We start from the raw sequence: 17268 nt of genomic DNA, 5'->3' as shown, positions 1-17268 counted from the left end.
GGAGACACTTATGAACAGAAAAAAAGCAATTCTGGCTATCTTTATGATGGCCTTTTTAATTATCATCGGATTTGTCTTTCCCTCCATCTGGAAATCCCAAAAAGGAAACAAAAAATCCGAGACAGAAAATACTCAACACGATAATAATGAAAATACCGAGACAGAACAAGCAGAAAATAACGAATCCATAAGCTTTCAGGATTTTGAAGCTTTGGAATACTTTTTCTCCAAGGAACAGGTGAAACTTTTTCAGGAAGAACTGACCTCCTATCTTAAAAACGTAAAACAGATGTCTCTAACTTCCATCCGTTTCCTTGCTGATGATACTACCTATCCCAATGCTTCTGATATTAATTTTTTGTTCCAGCTTCCGGATAAGTCCGTTCTTCCTGTGTACTACACTTCCCCTACTGGAAGATTCTTTTTCGGTGAGGAACGTACCCCTGATTCTGGAAAAGAAATCATCTATGAACGTCCGACAGATGACAAACTTCCTTCTATCACAACAGAGGAAATTGAACAGTTGCAAGAAGGAGGTTATGACGATACCTCCGTGAATTCGGAAAAAGCTGCCCCTGTCACAGAAGTTCCTGAAACTCCTTCCATGGAAGAACCAAAGGAGGTGCAGCCATGAACAATACTGAAGAACAACATCCTGTCTTCATCCCTCGCAATTTTATAGAAAAAGGGACCTTTATGGGCGGAATGTTTAAAATCCGTAATGCCATCGAAGGCGGTGTCCTGGCAATCCTGATCACCATTCCTGTTATCAATCTGCCTCTGACACTCACTGTCAGGATTATTATTCTCTGTATGACTGCTCTGCCTGCAGCTATGATTTCTCTAATTGGAATCGGTGGAGAAAGCATTACTGCGTTTTTAATGAACGCTCTGCGTTTTCTGAAAAACCGCCGGGTTATTTACCGTATGGATGTACATCCGGAGCCGAAAAAAAAGTACCGGATAAAAAAGCCCCGCAACAAAGAACCAAAAACCAAGAAACGCAAACGGCATCCAAAACAACCTGCAGAATCTTCTTCTGAAAAGAACTGCTCACAGATGTCTTCCGAAGAGGAGACAAAAGAATCCTCTGCTATTAAAAAAAAAGAACGCCGGCAGTTTGACACTTCTACAAAACGTGGAATACGCAAACAGGCTCGTGAAGACATCCGGATTCTTAAATATGAGTCCCGACAATTAAAAAAAGAACAAACCGCTGCACGTAAAAGTGCGAAAAGGCAGGCAAAACTTGAAAAACAACAGATAAAGCAGCAACTTTCGGAGGAACGAAAAAAAGAAAGAACTGCGAATAAAGCTTCCAACCAGCCTCCTGCTTCCGGGAAAAGCAAAAAGAAAAAGCGAAAAGAAATCACCTTGGAAGATTATCTTCCTATTGATAAGATTGCCAATGGTGTTATCTACACGACAGACCATCGTTATGTAAAAATCCTGGAGATTGAACCGATCAATTTCCTCTTACGCAGTGCCAGGGAACAACAGGGGATCATCTTCAGTTTCATCTCCTACCTAAAAATCAGTCCTGTGAAACTGCAGATTAAGATGATCTCCAAAAAAGCGGATATCAACAAACATCTGGAACAGTCCCGTTTGGAAATGGAACGGGAATCAGATCCTAACTGCCGGCAGTTACAAAAAGACTATATCCAATTTGTCCGGCAGTTAAGTTCCAGAGAAGCGGTTTCCAGACGTTTTTTCCTAATCTTTGAATACGAACCTTTCAATGTGAATCGGAAGGTGGAGGAAAAGGAAATCCTGGCAGCTTTGGAAACTGCTGCACAGACCGCAAAAACCTTTCTATATCAATGCGGCAACGATGTGCTGGTTCATGACAATGAAGATGAGTTTACAACCGATGTACTCTACACTTTACTGAACCGTACCAAATGTACCGAAACACCTTTGCCAAAACGGATTAACCAGGTACTTACCCGCTATATGGAATCTGGCCGTGAGCAGGAAGTGGATAACATCCATATCAATGAATTCATTGCACCAGAGTCTTTGGACTTTAAGCACAGCAACTATGTGCTGGTAAATGGCATCTACCATTCTTACCTGCTGGTGCCGTGCGATGGTTACAAAGCAAAAGTAATGCCAGGTTGGCTGTCCCTGCTTATCAATGCTGGCGAAGGAATTGACATTGACTTTTTTCTGCATAAACAGCCCAAAGATAAGATCCAGCAACGTCTTGGACAGCAAATCCGGATCAACCGTTCAAAGATCAAAGATGCCTCTGATACCAATGCGGATTTTGATGATCTGGATTCTGCCATCCGTTCCGGCTATTTCCTCAAACAGGGACTTGCTAATAATGAAGATTTCTATTACATGAATCTTTTGATTACAATTACGGCAGGTGATCTGGAAGAACTGCAATGGCGGATTCAGGAGATGAAAAAACTTCTCATCTCACAGGATATGGATCTGCGGTCTTGTTACTTCCTGCAAGAACAGGGATTTTTATCTTCCCTTCCTCTTGTAAACCTGGATAAGAAGCTCTATGAACTCTCAAAACGAAATGTCTTAACCACCGGAGCTGCCAGTTGCTATCCTTTCGTCAGCTACAGCATTTGCGATGACAACGGCATCCTATTTGGAGTAAATAAGCATAACAACTCTTTAGTGATTGCTGATATTTTTGACTCCAAACAATATAAAAACTCCAATATTGCGATTCTTGGCACTTCTGGATCCGGAAAAACCTTTACCATGCAGACTATGGCACTTCGTATGCGGCGTAAAGGAATCCAGGTATTTATCATCGCACCGTTAAAAGGTCATGAGTTTTATCGGGCTGCCAGAAATGTAGGAGGAACCTTTATCCAGATTTCTCCTGCCAGCCAAAACTGCATCAATGTCATGGAGATCCGAAAAGTAGATAACTCTGTCAATGAGCTGCTGGACGGTCCAACTTTAGACGCATCTGCCTTAGCCAGTAAGATTCAGCGTCTGCACGTTTTCTTTTCTCTGCTCATTCCAGATATGAGCCATGAGGAAAAACAGCTTTTGGACGAAGCACTGATTAAAACCTATGCAAGAAAGGGAATCACCCATAAGAATGAATCCCTCATTGATCCCAAACACCCGGAGCATTATAAAGCGATGCCAATTCTTGGAGATGTATATGATGTTTTGATGGAAACCGAAGATACCAAACGGCTGGCTCACATCCTGAACCGTCTTGTCCATGGCTCTGCTTCCTCTTTTAACCAGCAGACCAATGTAGACCTGACCAATAAATATACTGTTTTGGACATCTCAGAGCTGACCGGCTCCAGCGATCTCTTAACGGTGGGGATGTTTGTTGCTCTGGACTATGTATGGGATAAAGCCAAAGAAAACCGTACCGAAGAAAAAGCTATTTTCGTAGATGAAGTATGGCAGCTCATCGGTGCTTCCAGTAACCGCCTGGCCGCTGAATTTGTTTTGGAGATTGCCAAGATTATCCGGGCATACTCTGGTGCCGGTATTTTTGCAACCCAGGATCTTAATGACTTTTTTGCTCTGGATGACGGAAAATATGGAAAAGGCATTATCAATAACTGTAAAACCAAAATTATTCTTAACATGGAAGATGAAGAGGCACAACGTGTAAAAACCATTCTTCGTCTTTCCGAAACCGAAGTTATGAATATCACCCATTTCCAACGTGGAAACGGACTGATTTCAACAAACAACAATAATATCACTGTGGAATTTAAAGCTTCCAACCTGGAAAAAGAATTAATTACCACAGACCGACAGGAACTCCTGGAAATCTTGAAACGCCAGGATAAAAAAGTCGGTTAATGTTACCTGCAGCCCGAATATGGCTGCTTTTCTTTTTAACAAAGGAGGAGATTTATGTTAAAACCAGCAAAACAACCTCATATCCGGCTAACCGCCCTTTTTCTTTGTGTCACGATGTTTCTTAGCACACTCTTTTTCAATGCCCATACCGCTTATGCTGCAGATGGAACCATTGATTATACGGCAGGAGCCAAAATTCCATACGGGGACTATTATACTTCCCGCATGAGTTTTGATGGTAATAATACGGCTTATTGCGTTGAACCATTAAAGAAAACACCTGCTTCCGGACAATATCCTTATAATCTTTTAGGAAAGGATTCCCCACTTAGAAAAGCACTCTACTATGTCAATGGTGGATACGGCTACGAAAAGCTCATAAAAGATCAATATTTCCAAGGATGGTCCGATGACAACTCTTATGTCATTGGTCATCTGGTCGTTTCCTATATCCACGCTGGAAATAACGGGGACACCGGTGCCTTCCATGGCGCACCTCAAAATTATATTGACAAAGCATTGGAAGTTGCCAACGCCATTGAAGGGCTTCCTGCCCCACCAGAATCCTTCCGTGCTTTTATCGTTCCTGGCGATGCTTCCCAAACTTTTGCAGGAAGCTGGTATCAGGTTCCAAACGGCTTTATCGAACTGCAGAAATCCTCTGCCAATACCGATATTTCCGATAAAAATGGCAATTACTCTTTAGAAGGAGCCAAATACGGAATCTACAAAGGGGAAGAACTGGTAGAAACTCTTGTTACCGATAAAAAAGGATATGCAAAATCCAAAGAACTGGCAGAAGGAAGTTACACCGTTAAAGAAATCAGTGCCCCAGAAGGATTTGCTATAGATACTTCCGCCCATAATGTTACGGTAAAAGCAGAAGGAACATCTACCGTAAAAGTAAAGGATATTCCTCAAAATAATCCCGTAAAACTGCTCCTTAAAAAGCTGGATACTGACACACAGCAAAATTCTGCACAGGGAACCGGCTCTCTCGCCAATGCCGAATTTACAATAAAATTCTATACAGAGCAGTCAGCTACCGATCCCGGAGCAAATGGTAAGAAACCGGTTCGCACCTGGATATTGAAAACAGATGCCTCTGGAGAAATCCATTTTACAAAAGATTATTTGGTATCCGGGGATGAATTTTTCTATGCCAGTGATGGAAAGACCGTCTGCTTCCCACTGGGTACAGTAACCGTACAGGAAACCAAAGCCCCTGCCGGCTATCTTCCAAACGAATCTGTTTTCGTGCAGCAAATCACCAGTACCGGTACGGAAGAAACTATCTCTATTTATAACGCTTCTTCTGTCGAAGAACAGGTCTTCCGAGGCGGCGTCAAAATTCAGAAGCGGGATCTGGAAACTCAGGGAACACAAGCACAAGGAACCGCATCTCTTGCAGATGCCGAATTTACCATTACCACTCTGAACAAACAGCCAGTATGGGTAGGTGGAAAGCTCTATGAAAATGGTCAGGCAGTGCTTACAATCAAATCGGATACACATGGTATTGCTGCAAGTGCCGCTGATGCCCTGCCCCTTGGACATTACCGGATAGAAGAAACCAAAGCGCCTTCCGGATACCTAACCGATGGTGCAAAGGCTCTTGAATTTGACATCACCCAAAATGGAGAAATCGTAGATTTAACAACAGAAGAGACTTCTGTTTCTAACCAGATTATCCGTGGCGGTGTCAAAATCCAAAAACGGGATCTGGAAACAGGAGAAGCCAAACCACAGGGAAATGCTTCTTTAAAGGATGCAGAATTTACAATCACCAATCTTGGTCCAAATCCTGTTCTTGTGGATGGAACCCTTTACGAAAAAGATCAAGTAGTTCTCACTTTGAAGACAGATGAAAAGGGGCTTGCTTCCACCAAAAAAGATACGCTCCCTTATGGTCATTACCGGGTTGATGAGACAAAAGCACCGGAAGGTTATTTGAACGAGGGCAAACTCTCTCAGGAGTTTCATATCACAGAAAATGGGAAAATTTTGGATTTAACTGCAAAAGAAACAGCGATTTCCAATCAGGTAATCCGTGGCGATTTAGAATTCGTAAAGGTCTCTGACGGAGATTTAAACCGGCTGGCAAATGTCCCATTTTCCATTACCTCCAAAACTACAGGAGAAAGTCATACCATTGTAACAGACAAAAATGGCTATGCCAGTACTTCCTCAGAATGGAATAAGCACACTACAAATACCAATCGTGGGGAAACTTCTGAAGACGGAATCTGGTTTGGCGCTTCTAAACCTGATGATGCCAAAGGAGCCCTGATTTATGATACCTATATTTTGGAAGAACAACGCTGCGATTCCAATGAAGGTATGAACCTCTTAAAAATTGAGGTCTCTGTATACAAAAATCACGTAGTCGTGGATATGGGAACTTTAACGGATGATCAGATTACCATTGGAACTACTGCCCTTGACAAAGACAGCAACTCCCACTTTGCCAAACCAGAAGAAAAAATCACTCTGGTTGATACCGTAGAATACGAAGGCTTAAAGAAGGGACAGTCTTATAAGCTCATCGGTACACTGATGGATCAGGAATCCGGAAAGCCAATTGAAATAGATGGAAAACCTGTCACAGCAGAAACCACCTTCAAACCAAAAAAATCTTCTGGTTCTGCAAAAGTGACCTTTACGTTCAATGCCTCTTCTCTGAAGGGCAAAACAATCGTAGTATTTGAGGAACTGTACCAGGAGGATTTAAAACTGGCTGTTCATGCGGACATTACAGATCAGGATCAGACTATCTATTTCCCAGAAATCGGGACCACTGCAAAAGATAAGGAAACAGATATGAATCTTTCCCAAGCAGATAAAGAAGTTACCCTTGTAGATACGGTAGCTTACAAAAATCTTCTGCCCGGCGAAGAATATGTTATGACTGGAACCCTTATGGATAAAGAAACCGGAAAACCTGTCGAAATAGATAAGAAAGAGGTTACTGCCGAAACCACATTTACTCCTAAAGAATCCTCTGGAACGGTAGATGTGATTTTTTCTTTTGATGGGACCTCCCTTGCCGGAAAAACCGTAGTTGTTTTTGAATCTGCTACTTATGACGGCAAAGAATTTGCAACACACGCAGATCTTGAAGATAATGGGCAGACCATCTACTTCCCAGAAATCGCTACTACTGCAAAAGATAAAGCAGACGGAGATCATTTTACCAAAACCGATAAAGAGATTACCATCGTTGACACGGTTAAATATAGTAACCTAATTCCAGGAAAAGAGTATGCACTTACCGGTACCTTGATGGACAAAGAGACAAAAGAGCCTCTTCAGGCAGATGGTAAACCGATTACTGCCACTACGACCTTTACTCCTGAAGATGCCTCTGGCAGTATTGAACTTACCTTTACATTTGATGGCAGCATCCTGTCCGGCAAAACAATTGTTGTCTTTGAGTCTTTAACGTATCAGGAAAAAGAGATTGCTGTTCACGCCGATATAGAAGACCATGAACAGTCTATCTACTTCCCAGGAATTGGAACTACTGCGAAGGACAAAGCGGATGGGGATCAGGAAGCCGTTGCTACGAAAGAAGTAACCATCATTGACACCGTATCCTACCAAAATCTGATTCCGGATACTCCATACAAACTGGTCGGCACACTGATGGACAAAACAACCCAAAAGGAAGTTCTGATTGATGGAAAACCTGTCACGTCAGAAACAGAATTTACACCAAAGGATTCCAATGGTTCTGTCGAAGTCATCTTCACTTTTGATGGAAGCACATTGGCTGGTCATGATGTAGTCGTTTTTGAAAAACTTTTTTCCCTTGAAGGAGAAACAGCACTTGAAATTGCTTCCCATGAGGATCTGGACGATAAAGGACAGACGATAAAACTTACGGAAGTTCCAAAAGACACACCGGAACCTTCCAAACCAGTCAAGACTGGAGATGAAACAACCATTCTTCCTTATCTTTTACTGGCAGGTGCCGCACTCCTCTTTGCTGCCGGATTTGGTATTTTATATATCCGTAAGCGAAAAAAAGATAAGTAACTATCAATAAATATGCTCACAGGCAGCTTCTTACGGCTGCCTGCTATAAAGGTGATGAATATGGAACAATCTCGTTGTAATGCCGATGCCAAGCACATCCGGCATTTTTTAGATATTTGTGATGGAAATTGGCATTCCTGTATTTATGTTCGCTGCGTTTCCTGTAAAACCCCAGGTTATTGTAATGGCCCACACTTCTTATATCATCCAGATGAAAACGGCAGTCCTTGTATCCTGCCCATGGCAGATGCCCGTATGCTCTTCTCCCGCATACCGGAACCAACGGAATGCCTGTCCGCCATAACACTGGAACAGTTTCAGTCCTTATATGGACTCTACTTTGCAAAAGAAGCATTGACCGATAAGCCATGTCCTTGTTTTGCTTTACTGCGGCATCAGGAAGCATCCCATTATTACTGGTAAAAGGTTGCACTTTTGGTACTTTCTGCGTACAGGATAAGAAAGGAGGCGATTTTATGTTGAATTTCACTGCTATGATTCAAGGAATCGATACAATATTTACGAACTTAATTTTTATTCCTGCACTTTTAATCCTGTACCTGAAGTTTCGTCCGAGAAAGCCCTGGAGCAGACGCACCAGAAATCTGTATCGGCTATGTATAGCTCTGATTTCTGTTTATGTCATCCGGATTTTCTGTGCAGGGTTCATCTTTACACCAGTAAATTACTCACGTTTTGCAGACAGCGGTTTCTTTCCGCTTATCAAGGCACTGTTCTATTCTTAGATTTTCTGCCATTTTGTGCCATTTAGTCCGAATCTGGGAGTAGTTTCTATGCCCATCCTATGGGAATTCATCACCTGCTTTCTTACAATATACGTATAAAACACGTAAGCGAGGTGAATCTTTATGAAACAGAAACAAATCCGCTGCCCATACTGCGGCAGCATCGCAATTTTAAGGGATGCGTCCTATGTATATGGAAATAAAGCGAAAGATGGAAAACTCTATGTGTGCAGTCACTTCCCACAGTGTAATTCTTATGTAGGAGTTCATCCTGGCACTACCAATGCCAAAGGAAAACTGGCAAACAAAGAGCTTCGGCAAAAAAGGATCCAAGCACACCGGGTGTTTGACCAGATATGGCTAAACCACATCTTTACGAAATCGGAGGCTTACCGCTGGATTGCTGATAAATTCTGTCTGACTGCCAAGGAAGCACACATCGGAGAATTTAGCACTTATATGTGTGATCAACTAATTCTGGAATCCATGAAGATTCTGGAGAATAACCATATCCCTCTCAGGGCCATTGGTTGAAAGGGGGGATATGTATGATCATCCCGATGACAGATGATGAACGCCGATTGACAGAGGAGTACTTATATTTGGTACCTGAAATGGTAAAAAAATTGACTACTCGTTGTGCTTATGTCTCATACGATGAGCAGCAAGACCTTCTGCAAGCCGGAAACTTAGCTTTATGCAAAGCCGCCATGAACTATGACAACACCCGTCCCTTTGCAGTTTACGCCAGAGTTGCCATACGAAATGCCATTTACAGTTATTGGAGAAAACTGCAAAAAGAACGAAAATACACCTGTTCCATGTATGCATCTTCCGAATTTGACATGGAACCCCTGCTTGTAGACCAAAAAACAGAACTGTGGCAGGAACAATGTATGAACCAGGAACCCATTTATAAGCACCTGCAGTCCTTAGAAGCGAGAAGCTGCAATACACTAAGAAAAGGAATACATGCCCTGCTCCTGCAGCAAAAAGGATATACCAACCAAGAAATTTCCAAACATTATGGTGTCCCAATGAATCATGTCCGGGCATGGCAAAGCAAAGCCCGGAAATACTTACAGCAGGATACCAAATTATATACTCTTTTATCTTGAAGGGAGAACGATTATGCTGACACTTTATACTGCAGTCGGAATCCTACGATTCCAGGATTCCATAAAGGAACATAAAACACCGACAGTTATCAATAACCGGCAGGAATACGGACTGACAGAAGAAGAATTCTTTCTGTGGAGCAGCCTCGCATTTCAAATCCGACAGATCCATGAATTGCAGTCTGCCTTTTCGGAACGTTTGAAAAAACATCACCGTTCGGAAAATATTCCCATTGAACCCTACCTGAATCGGCTGCTGCTTCGAGGACTGGTTGTAAAAGGGGATGGTTTAACTGGTGTGGATGCCCTGTACCGCCTCTTAGGAGAACTTTATATCAGCCCATTGCAGGACAGTTTTTCAGTACGACTTTTTACCTGCATCTATCTCTGCATGAAGAAAAAACTGCACACAAAGGAACTGATCCATTATCTAAAAAAGCCGGCACGGACTGCTATAGAGGACACGGTACTCCAAATAGCAAAAAAAGTACAGATTTCTACGGCAGAGCTTGTAACCTGTGTAGAACAGGGCATCCATCCACAAAATACAGAGCAACTTTTGACGCAGCTCTATGAAACCTCGGATGCAACATTCCGTACCCTGGCACAGGATATCCAATTCACCCATGCCGGTTATCCTGTACTGGAAGCCATCAGTAATTTGTACCTCAATAAACAGATTGCATTTGAAAAATTATAGGAAGGAGCAAATTATGCCAAAACCATTTCTTAATAAGCTGATTGTCCATGGGGCAATCGGCTTTTTCTGTGTCTTATTTGGATGTATTTACGGATTTGTAACAGATGACCAGATATTTCTCCTTATGAGTCTTTGCATCGGTGTCGGAACTGTCATACGAATTGTGAGTCTGCTGCATACCATCAAGATGCATGACTATACCAAATTAACTGGAACCTGTACAAAACGTGAAGTCAGCCCTCTTACCAAGAAACAGAAAATTATTTTCCGATCCACTGACCAGAAAGAATATCACTTTACGTTCGATAAAAATATCCGCATTTTATCTGGACACTATTATCGCCTATATTTTCGGAATGTAGCAAACCTTTCGGGTGAAGAAAAGGTTACTCCGGATTTACTTGCGTATGAGGAACTCTCCCTCTAGTTGAAAATTGTTCTCCTAAAAGTTGCTAAAATTGCTTACCAAAACAGAAGCAGCTATGCTATTTTCACATACCCGCTTCTGTTTTGGATTTATTCTGTTTTCATTTTTACTTTATCTGAAATATTTTGTTTACAGATTATAATAATCTTATTCAATTGTTTTAATACGCTCTACTAATGTTCCTTTCTTCACATATCGAATCACAAAAAAAGAATATGCTCCTGCCATAAATACAAGTGCTATGAAGTAAAATGACACTTGCAAAATAGGAAAACTAAAATGCAATGTTCCCAATGTTCCCACTTGATTAAATACTGTGCATAAAATATAGCCTGCAAAAGTCCCGAATGTCAACGTTATTATCGCCGTTTCCACGATATAATATAAACATTCTGTTTGAAGTATTTTGACAAATTGTTTGTTTGTTAATCCTATTGCTTGTAAAATCGCAAATTCCTGTTGCCTTGATATGATATTTGTCATTAAAGTATTAATCATATTAATAACACCAAAAACGGCCACAAATAAAACTAGACAATATAACGGAATTTTAATTTTATTCACTTCACTTTTCAACTGCATCATCACATCGCTAATACTCGAAATTTCTATTTCTCCATTACTCTGCATTAAATCAAAAATTTGTTTTTCTACATCTGACAGCTTATCTTCTACATCTATAAAACAGTTCATATTAAAATTTGTTACATTTCCTTTTATTTCACACAATAGCTCTTCTGGAAAAAAGAAAATAGGGGTTGCTACCCCAAGGGTAGGTGCCTCACAAATACCCATTACTGTAAACTCTTTCCAGATCCCTGTATCCGTCTGAACTTCTATTATATCACCGATTTTGGGAGTATATTGATAATAATTAGTTAACAACTTTTCCGAATTGTCAACAATAACGCCTTTTCCTTTGATTAGCTTTTGATGATCAGCCGTTCCCTCTATCAGTCCTCGTGAGAAATTAGTATATTGATCTTTAGGTATTCCTATATTGGAAAAGAAATGGTTATTGCCATCGTTAGATGCAACTGGAAATTTCATATTAGAAATACAACCTTGCACATATTCAATTTTTTTCACACCCTCTATCCCAAGAATACTCTTTTCCATATTTTCATTTAGCGGATTTCCAACTTGCAGATTGTTAAAATCTTTCGCCCTATCCTTCGCTTGTACAGTTAATGGATCCAGAGAAATCATAATATCACCTTTTGGAAATTGCTGTTTCGCCATACTTTTTACATCAATTGAATTCGTATATGTAGCAACACACATAAGCAGTACTCCAGAGATTCCCAAAGATATTAATGTTAATAAGGCTTTTCTTTTGTTTCTATTAAAGTTCATTTTTGCAAGGGAATATGGTGTTATCTTCCGGCGTGCTCTTTTCGTATTTACCTTTGGTATTGTATCAATTTCGTTTATTCTTAATGCCTCAATCGGAGATATCTTTGAAGCTTTTTTCGCAGGAGCATGAATAGCAATTAATAAAGCAATTTCTGTAACCATGGCAATTATTACAATACACTTATATGTTGTAATCCAACTCCATCCATTAGGAACTGTAAAATATCCCAAAATACACCCAACCACAATTCCTACAGGAATTGCCACTATTGACAATCGCAAACCTTCTTTTTGTACGATACATCTAATTTGTTTTTGAGTTGCACCAATTACTTTTAGTCTACCATACTCTTGTGTCTTTTCAATAGATGAAATGTAAAATATACTATAGATGACTAGCGAACATGCAAATATAATAAAAATACTTGCCAGTACAATTACTATTACTTCTACTGTAGATTTCTCTTCTGATAATCCAAAGTAAGTAGAGCTATACATAACATACTGACTAGGTACATTGCTCTGCTTCGCAATTTTTTCTATCATCATTTTTAAGGTCTCACTATCAATATTAGTAGCATTTTTTAAGGAAATCAATATATCATAACTACCATTTTTATCATACTGATTATACAATGCTTCCGATATCAAAATTTTATATATTCTGGAAGTATTGCTATTAGGTATAATTCCACAAATAGTAAATTCTTGCTTTTCTCCAATCGGTATATTCAATAAGATTTTCTGATTAAGTTTAATAGGCATATTAATGTTCTCTAAATATGCCTGTTCCACTACAACTTCATTTTTTTTCTCTGGCATCCTTCCTAATAAGTTCGATGTCCCTTTTAATTTAAGTGCATTACTATCTTTATAATATATATCAAGCGTATAGTCACCTACACGCTCTGTTCCAAGAGATGCCTCTTTACCAATCATTTCAATTTGTTCATTGTTTTTTAGTGTTGCAAAAATATTATCTGTACTTTTAATAAATGATGCCTGATAACGACCTTGCAAATATAATTTCGTTTCTCTACTGACACCAAGATTATATAATGACAAAAAAACCATTAGTGCTACAGCAAGGAGAATTGTTGTTATAACAAATCTATTCCTCCGTTTATCTGCTTGGATGCTTCTGGCTGTTAGCTTCCTTATAGCACTATTAGCACTTTTACCCAAAAGAAAAAACATATGTTGTCCTCCTCGTATTAATGTAGCTATCAGGTATTACTTAAATCTTCCATTTATTTTATATTTCTCTTATTTTGTTCACATAGGAACCACCAAACCAGTTATAAATCATACTGGTTTGGTGATTCTCACTTTTCAAACAACTATCTATTTGCCTTATTAGCTATTGGTTGAGAGGAACGAACCATTTCCGAAACAATCTGTCATACAATGTACTTTCTGTAAATCACATTTCTCATACCAACCATATACATTAACTTCTTCTACAGACAGTTCTTCTTTTGACTCACTTGTTACATTTTTAATATCCATAATCTTCTCCTTCCTTACACATCGGTAGTTAACAACGCTCCACCACCAATGCAATCAATTAGACATCCTATTCTTACATCGCCACATCCGCCAAGATAAACATTAACTTCTTCTTCCAAAAGTTCTGTTCTAATTTCCTGCTCTTTCATTGTATTACCTCCTTAATAAATTCATCTAAGATATCTTCGACACTCATAATATAAATCATTCAAAATATTTTCCGCTATCATTATTGCCTAAATTAACTTTTTTCTTCCCTAGTTGGACTATATCTAAAATTCATTAATTTTATATCCAAACAACTTTAGATTTACTACTAACAAATAATTTTCTCTAAAAAGCTTTTAGCAATCACACTCTCATTTCGGTAAGATTTCAATCAAATTTATTACATCTAACAATTTCCCATAGCATATTAAAAATACCGCTACAGGTTCACCACCCATAACGGCATTTCTCCTTTACCTTATTCAGCCTTTTTTTCATTACCGGATTTTAAATACATCATTACTTCTTCAACAGTTTTTCCGGAAGCAATCAATGCACTAAATATTTCATCTTTCTGCTTCTCTTCTATCTCTTTTTGAAGCTCTTTTGCTTTATGACGCAGTTCCTTTAAATCGGACTCTTTTGTACGAATCTCCTGTTCCACATACTCCAGTTGCTCTTCCAAAGATGTGTTTTCCAGTTTTTTTCGTCTTGCCATAATGCATCCTCCTAATAATTTTTCCTCATTCTACCACATTTTACCTATTCTGAAAAGGTCGTAGCGTTTAGAATAAATCCCTCCATTGAATCGCAAGAAAAAAGCAAGAATATAAATCTGTTATTTTCACAACTCTATGTTAAAATGTTCTTACTCATACTACGAAAGGAGGAACCTATTTTTGTCGAAAGCAACACTATTTGACAGCCGTATCAAAAAATACGCTTACTGTAAGCCGCCAGAAATCTGCCGGGATCTTGGTACATCTGCCCTTGGACTATCCAAAGAACAAGTGGATACAATGCGGGAAAGATATGGTAAAAACAGTTTTCAGGAACGTAAAACGGATACCACTATCCAGCGTTTGCGGCGAGCGTTTATTAATCCATTTCATGTGATTCTATTTATTTTAGGTATTGTTTCTCTTGTCACCGATGTTTTTATGGCCTCTAATTTTGCAAGGAACGCTACCACTGCTCTTATCATTTTTTCTATGATCGTAATCAGCGGTATCATCCGTTTAATTCAGGAGCTGCGGGCGAAAAGCACCGCCGCACAGCTTGACCGTTTGATTCACGAAAAGGTTACCGTAAGACGGAATGGGGAACTACGGGAAATCCCCGGTGAAGAATTAGTGGTAGGCGATCTGGTTCTGTTTTCTGCTGGTGATCGTGTTCCAGCGGACATCCGGCTGACAAAGGTAACCGATCTATTCATTTCCCAGGCCGCTATCACTGGAGAAAGCGCCATTTTGGAAAAGAGCTGCCGTACACTTTGTTACAAAGAGCAGGAACCCATAACACAATTGGAAAATCTTGCGTTTATGGCGACCACAGTTATCAGCGGAAAAGGGGAAGGCATTGTGCTGGCTGTAGGAACGGATACGCTGTACGGAGGATTTACCAAACCGGATTCCGAAGATAAAAATGCTTTTCAAAAAGGAGCCAATTCCATTGCCTGGGTCATGATCCGGTTTATGGCAGTTCTGGTTCCCATTGTATTTCTTATATTAGGAATCACAGGTGGAAAGTGGCTGGAATCCTTTGCATTCGCACTGTCTGTAGCGGTAGGGCTGATGCCGGAAATGCTCCCCATGGTCATCACTGCCTGCCTTGCAAAAGGAAGCCTTGCTATGGGTAAAAAACAGACCATCATCAAAGATCTGAACGCCATGCAGAGCTTTGGTAGCATGGATGTGCTTTGTATGGATAAAACAGGAACACTGACCAATGAAAGTATCCTGCTGGAATATTATATGGATATTCTGGGCAATGAAAATACAGAGGTCCTGGATCTGGCTTATCTGAACAGTTCCTATCATTCCGGCGTCCGTAATCCCATTGACAATGCCATTCTTGCCTGTAAATCCATGCCAGGCAGGGAAATCCATTATGCCAAGCTTCTGACAGAATATCAGAAGGCAGATGAAATCCCCTTTGACTATACCCGTAAGTTTGTCAGTACTCTTGTGCAGGACAACACCGGAAACAGCCATCTGATTATGAAAGGGGATATTGCACACATCCTTTCCCGATGCAGTCATGTAGAATATCGTGGAACACGACTTCCTATGGAGAAAGATGCCAGACAAAGCGTATTTTCTGTGGTAGGGGAAATGCTGCAGGATGGGATGAAGGTTATTGCTGTGGCTCGGAAACATGTGGGAACACGAAAGGAAATCACACCTGACGATGAAAAGGATATGACTTTGGTTGGTTATCTGTCTTTCTTCGATGCCCCAAAACAGACGGCAAGCGAATCCGTAACAGCACTGAAGAGATTAAAAGTAATCCCGAAGATCCTGACCGGAGACCAGGCAGCCATTGCACTCTCCGTCTGCCGCCGGATTGGAATCTCTGCGGAACATATCCTGACTGGCACCCAACTGGATGAAATGACAGACTGTGAACTGAAAAAGGTGGTAGAAGAAACCCATGTTTTTGCAGAGCTTACTCCCGGTCAGAAAGTGCGTCTGGTTTCTGCACTCAAAGAGAATGGTCATACTGTTGGATTTCTTGGGGATGGGGTCAACGACATTCCTGCACTAAATGAGGCAAATGTAGGGATTTCTGTAGATGCAGCAGTGGACGCTGCAAAAGATGCTGCTGATGTTGTACTACTGCAAAAAGACTTAAATGTATTGGAGCAGGGTGTCCTGGAAGGGCGAAAAACTTTTACCAATATGCTGAAGTATATTAAAATCACTGCAAGTTCCAATTTTGGAAATATTTTTTCCATCATTTGTGCCAGTGCATTTTTACCGTTTCTTCCTATGACCTCCATTCAGATCCTGCTTCTGAATCTGTTATATGATACACTGTGTATCGTACTTCCCTGGGACAATGTAGATGAGGAAGAAATACTGTCCCCAAGAGACTGGTCCGGCAAGACACTAAAGCAGTTTATGCTTTCTTTCGGACCGATCAGTTCCCTGTTTGATATTGTGACTTTCCTGTTTTTGTATTATTTCCTATGCCCTGCACTGTGCGGAGGGGCAACTTACCTGCAGCTTACCGATCCTTCCCTGAAGCTTCAGTACGCTGCTTTATTCCAGACAGGCTGGTTTTTGGAGTCCATGTGGACACAGGTTTTGATCCTGCATTTCCTTCGTACTGCCAAAATTCCGTTTCTCCAAAGCAGGGCATCTGCACTGGTCATCTCTATCACTTTGGTGGGGATTCTTGCTTTTACAGCCCTTACGTTTACCAGTGGGGCATCACTGTTTGGACTGACAAAATTACCGCTTTGGTATTTTGCCTTTTTGCTGCTTGTGGCATTTTTCTATATGCTGCTAAGTTCCGTAACCAAATATTTTTATAAGAACAAATATCAAGAGTTGATTTAAAGGAGGCGTTCAT

13 protein-coding genes are annotated in these 17268 nt (G+C 40.4%); 9 read left to right on the top strand and 4 right to left on the bottom strand.

The genetic code is table 11. The annotated features are described in order from the left end of the window. Positions 1-10 precede the first annotated feature (10 nt). From DWW86_RS03685 to DWW86_RS03645, 8 genes are all read left to right on the top strand, one after another. Complete coding sequence (locus tag DWW86_RS03685; RefSeq protein WP_117942314.1) at positions 11-634, top strand: DUF5038 domain-containing protein; 624 nt, start codon at positions 11-13, stop codon at positions 632-634. Then, entirely contained in the window at positions 631-3810 is a 3180-nt protein-coding gene (locus DWW86_RS03680) for a TraG/VirB4 family ATPase (protein WP_117457431.1), read from the top strand. The genes DWW86_RS03685 and DWW86_RS03680 overlap by 4 nt, the downstream gene beginning before the upstream one ends. 54 nt (positions 3811-3864) lie before the next feature. Then, positions 3865-7848: a VaFE repeat-containing surface-anchored protein gene (locus DWW86_RS03675; RefSeq protein WP_117942313.1), complete on the top strand. Its 3984-nt coding sequence runs from the start codon at positions 3865-3867 to the stop codon at positions 7846-7848. Positions 7849-7908: 60 nt separating this feature from the next. After that, positions 7909-8271 carry a hypothetical protein gene (locus DWW86_RS03670; RefSeq protein WP_054351054.1) on the top strand — a complete coding sequence of 121 codons (363 nt, stop codon included), beginning with the start codon at positions 7909-7911 and terminating at the stop codon, positions 8269-8271. Positions 8272-8717: 446 nt separating this feature from the next. Beyond that, positions 8718-9128 (top strand): zinc-finger-containing protein, encoded by a 411-nt coding sequence (locus DWW86_RS03660; protein ID WP_004223692.1) that lies wholly within the window; start codon positions 8718-8720, stop codon positions 9126-9128. 14 nt (positions 9129-9142) lie between these two features. Further along, on the top strand, positions 9143-9712 hold the full coding sequence (locus DWW86_RS03655; protein WP_054337558.1) for a sigma-70 family RNA polymerase sigma factor: 570 nt from the start codon (positions 9143-9145) through the stop codon (positions 9710-9712). A gap of 13 nt (positions 9713-9725) precedes the next feature. Then, complete coding sequence (locus DWW86_RS03650; protein ID WP_004223695.1) at positions 9726-10412, top strand: hypothetical protein; 687 nt, start codon at positions 9726-9728, stop codon at positions 10410-10412. Positions 10413-10425: 13 nt separating this feature from the next. Beyond that, the gene (locus DWW86_RS03645) at positions 10426-10839 is read left to right on the top strand and encodes a hypothetical protein (protein WP_270635867.1); all 414 of its coding nucleotides are present in this window, start codon (positions 10426-10428) and stop codon (positions 10837-10839) included. A gap of 147 nt (positions 10840-10986) precedes the next feature. Here the strand turns inward: DWW86_RS03645 and DWW86_RS03640 are convergent, their stop codons facing one another. The 4 genes from DWW86_RS03640 to DWW86_RS03635 form a co-directional block, all read right to left on the bottom strand. After that, positions 10987-13392: an ABC transporter permease gene (locus DWW86_RS03640; protein ID WP_117942312.1), complete on the bottom strand. Its 2406-nt coding sequence runs from the start codon at positions 13390-13392 to the stop codon at positions 10987-10989. Between the two features lie 159 nt (positions 13393-13551). Beyond that, a complete protein-coding gene (locus tag DWW86_RS17080) occupies positions 13552-13704 on the bottom strand; it encodes a hypothetical protein (protein ID WP_181985298.1) in 153 nt (50 codons plus the stop codon). A 14-nt stretch (positions 13705-13718) separates the two neighbouring features. After that, positions 13719-13853 (bottom strand): hypothetical protein, encoded by a 135-nt coding sequence (locus DWW86_RS17270; RefSeq protein ID WP_255651110.1) that lies wholly within the window; start codon positions 13851-13853, stop codon positions 13719-13721. Between the two features lie 317 nt (positions 13854-14170). Further along, the gene (locus DWW86_RS03635; RefSeq protein ID WP_117942311.1) at positions 14171-14410 is read right to left on the bottom strand and encodes a flagellar export protein FliJ; all 240 of its coding nucleotides are present in this window, start codon (positions 14408-14410) and stop codon (positions 14171-14173) included. 181 nt (positions 14411-14591) lie between these two features. Between DWW86_RS03635 and mgtA the strand changes: the two genes are divergently transcribed. Further along, the gene (gene mgtA, locus DWW86_RS03630) at positions 14592-17255 is read left to right on the top strand and encodes a magnesium-translocating P-type ATPase (RefSeq protein WP_117942310.1); all 2664 of its coding nucleotides are present in this window, start codon (positions 14592-14594) and stop codon (positions 17253-17255) included. Positions 17256-17268 lie beyond the last annotated feature (13 nt).

It is taken from the genome of Ruminococcus sp. AF17-22AC, assembly GCF_003460065.1.
Lineage (GTDB): Bacteria > Bacillota > Clostridia > Lachnospirales > Lachnospiraceae > Blautia_A.
This window is presented reverse-complemented; position numbering and strand designations above follow the sequence as displayed.

Excerpts from the sequence above, each read along its gene's own strand:
- DWW86_RS03685 (WP_117942314.1), top strand. The coding sequence starts at position 11 with ATGAACAGAAAAAAAGCAATTCTGGCTATCTTTATGATGGCCTTTTTA.
- DWW86_RS03680 (WP_117457431.1), top strand. The coding sequence starts at position 631 with ATGAACAATACTGAAGAACAACATCCTGTCTTCATCCCTCGCAATTTT.
- DWW86_RS03675 (WP_117942313.1), top strand. The coding sequence starts at position 3,865 with ATGTTAAAACCAGCAAAACAACCTCATATCCGGCTAACCGCCCTTTTT.
- DWW86_RS03670 (WP_054351054.1), top strand. The coding sequence starts at position 7,909 with ATGGAACAATCTCGTTGTAATGCCGATGCCAAGCACATCCGGCATTTT.
- DWW86_RS03660 (WP_004223692.1), top strand. The coding sequence starts at position 8,718 with ATGAAACAGAAACAAATCCGCTGCCCATACTGCGGCAGCATCGCAATT.
- DWW86_RS03655 (WP_054337558.1), top strand. The coding sequence starts at position 9,143 with ATGATCATCCCGATGACAGATGATGAACGCCGATTGACAGAGGAGTAC.
- DWW86_RS03650 (WP_004223695.1), top strand. The coding sequence starts at position 9,726 with ATGCTGACACTTTATACTGCAGTCGGAATCCTACGATTCCAGGATTCC.
- DWW86_RS03645 (WP_270635867.1), top strand. The coding sequence starts at position 10,426 with ATGCCAAAACCATTTCTTAATAAGCTGATTGTCCATGGGGCAATCGGC.
- DWW86_RS03640 (WP_117942312.1), bottom strand. The coding sequence starts at position 13,392 with ATGTTTTTTCTTTTGGGTAAAAGTGCTAATAGTGCTATAAGGAAGCTA.
- DWW86_RS17080 (WP_181985298.1), bottom strand. The coding sequence starts at position 13,704 with ATGGATATTAAAAATGTAACAAGTGAGTCAAAAGAAGAACTGTCTGTA.
- DWW86_RS17270 (WP_255651110.1), bottom strand. The coding sequence starts at position 13,853 with ATGAAAGAGCAGGAAATTAGAACAGAACTTTTGGAAGAAGAAGTTAAT.
- DWW86_RS03635 (WP_117942311.1), bottom strand. The coding sequence starts at position 14,410 with ATGGCAAGACGAAAAAAACTGGAAAACACATCTTTGGAAGAGCAACTG.